Genomic DNA, 2,004 nt, shown 5'->3' on the forward strand with positions numbered 1-2,004 from the left:
CTTGGACCGTCATGCGCACGGTCGATGCCGTGACGGGCACATTTGACAGCGTAACTTCCGGCTACAAGGCAAAATACAATGTTGAGGTGGAAGAGGACGGCGTAACCTACTACGAACTCCAGCTGACAAAGAGTAGCAGTGGTACGATTATCATAATCCGATAAGGCGGTTTCGACGCCGAGGGTTTCCCTGCGGATATTGTGTTATTCCCGGCGGCGTTGGCTTTGTTCAGCGCCGCCGCGTTTTTCTCTTGAGACGTGCTCTTGCGCCCTTGTGCGTGATATGATACAATATCGTTGTTTTAAAACCACGATAATTGCGAAATTACGTGGTTTGCAAACTACACATTGGAGAGCAATGCCATGACTGAAGAGAGCGTTCAAATGATTTATGACATGTCCGCTGATCGCATTCGCGAGACCGAAACGTCGTTTCATCGCTATCTTTTTGATGAGATTGATTGGGATTCAAGGGTGGTCGCCCTTGACGGCCCTCGCGGAGTTGGAAAGACGACGATGCTTCTTCAGCATTTGAGAGAGAATCGAAATGAATCGGATTCAGCACTCTATGTTTCCGTTGACAACGTGTGGCTGAACGCTCAGGAGTTATACGAACTAGCCCAGCATCATGTAAGACACGGCGGTGAAAGCATCTACATCGACGAAATACACTATCTCGCAGATTGGCAGAATCTGATCAAGACCTTGTATGACAATTTCAAGACCTTGAAGATTGCCTATACGGGATCTTCGATTCTGCGCCTCGCGCAAGGGAAAGCGGATCTTTCGCGCCGCCAGGTGGAATATTCACTTGCCGGAATGTCCTTCAGGGAATTTCTGGAGTTTGAGGGGTGTGGTAGATTCCCGGTTCAGAAACTGGGCGACATCCTGAAAAATCATGTGTCCATTGCAGAGGCGGTTGTCTCAACTGTAAAAGTCGTGCCAAAGTTCGAACAGTATCTTGAGCATGGTTACTATCCGTTCTATCGCGAGGACCTTCGGCATTTCCATCGAAAACTTCTTCAGGTGGTGAACCAGGTTCTGGATGTCGATTTGCCCAAGGTCGAGGACGTCACGCCGGAAACCATTCGCAAAGCGAGGAGGATGCTGACGATACTTGCAGAATCAACCCCTCAGACGCCGAACAATTCCAAGTTGTGCCAGGGCCTTGAAATGGATCGCAAGCAGGGGCTCAAGGTCTTGCATGCACTCCGCCGGGCAGGATTAGTCGGAATGTTGGCGGAAGACGCCGATGCCTTGAGGCGCCTTTGTTCGCCGAGCAAGCTCTTTTGCGACAACACAAACTTGATGTGCGCGCTTACGCCCGATCCAGACAAGGGAACGCTCCGCGAAGTGTTTTTCAACAACCAGCTTTCGGTTCGCAATACGACAGCCTTCCCTTCGCGCGGTGACAGCATTGTCGACGGACGACATCTTTTCGAAATAGGAGGGGAAAGAAAAACGTTCGAGCAGATCAAGGACTTGCCGGACAGCTATCTCGCATTGGACGGCATCGAAGTCGGGCGGGGATGCAGAATCCCCTTGTGGCTCTTCGGGTTCTTGTACTAGTCTTTCTCAAATACATAATAATTAGTGGACGAATTTGACATCACAGTGTTCGAATTTGATATATAATTTCAACCATGAAAATTGCCAGTCTACTTTCCGCCGCGCTCATTACGCTTCCGCTCGCGCTTTTTGCCGCGCCCAATCCGGTCGACGACGTGAACCTCAAGGGCTCGACCGACAAGGCGAATCCAGTCGGGTACAAGATCGGCGAGCCAATCGTGTTCACGCTTCGCACCGAGAACCTCACCGAAGTGCCGAAGGACAACCGCTACCGTGTCCGCTGGAAACGGACGGGCGATGACGGCCTTGTGAAGGAGGGCGAGAACCAAGTGGCCGTTCTCGGCAACTTCAAGCCGACAGGCGGCGAGTCCAAGTCGCAGAACGCATCTTCGTCTGTAAAGTGAAGTAAGGGAAACGAACATGAAATACATACTCT

General features: G+C 51.1%; 2 protein-coding genes. Both read left to right on the forward strand.

The window, feature by feature from the left end; genetic code table 11:
- Positions 1 to 395 precede the first annotated feature (395 nt).
- Positions 396 to 1,568, forward strand: coding sequence for an ATP-binding protein (locus ACJMM9_RS03910; protein ID WP_405324027.1), 1,173 nt, complete (start codon positions 396 to 398; stop codon positions 1,566 to 1,568).
- Positions 1,569 to 1,642: 74 nt separating this feature from the next.
- Positions 1,643 to 1,972, forward strand: a complete 330-nt coding sequence (locus ACJMM9_RS03915; protein WP_405324029.1) for a hypothetical protein — start codon at positions 1,643 to 1,645, stop codon at positions 1,970 to 1,972.
- Positions 1,973 to 2,004 lie beyond the last annotated feature (32 nt).

The organism is Fibrobacter sp., from assembly GCF_045112255.1.
Taxonomy (GTDB): domain Bacteria; phylum Fibrobacterota; class Fibrobacteria; order Fibrobacterales; family Fibrobacteraceae; genus Fibrobacter.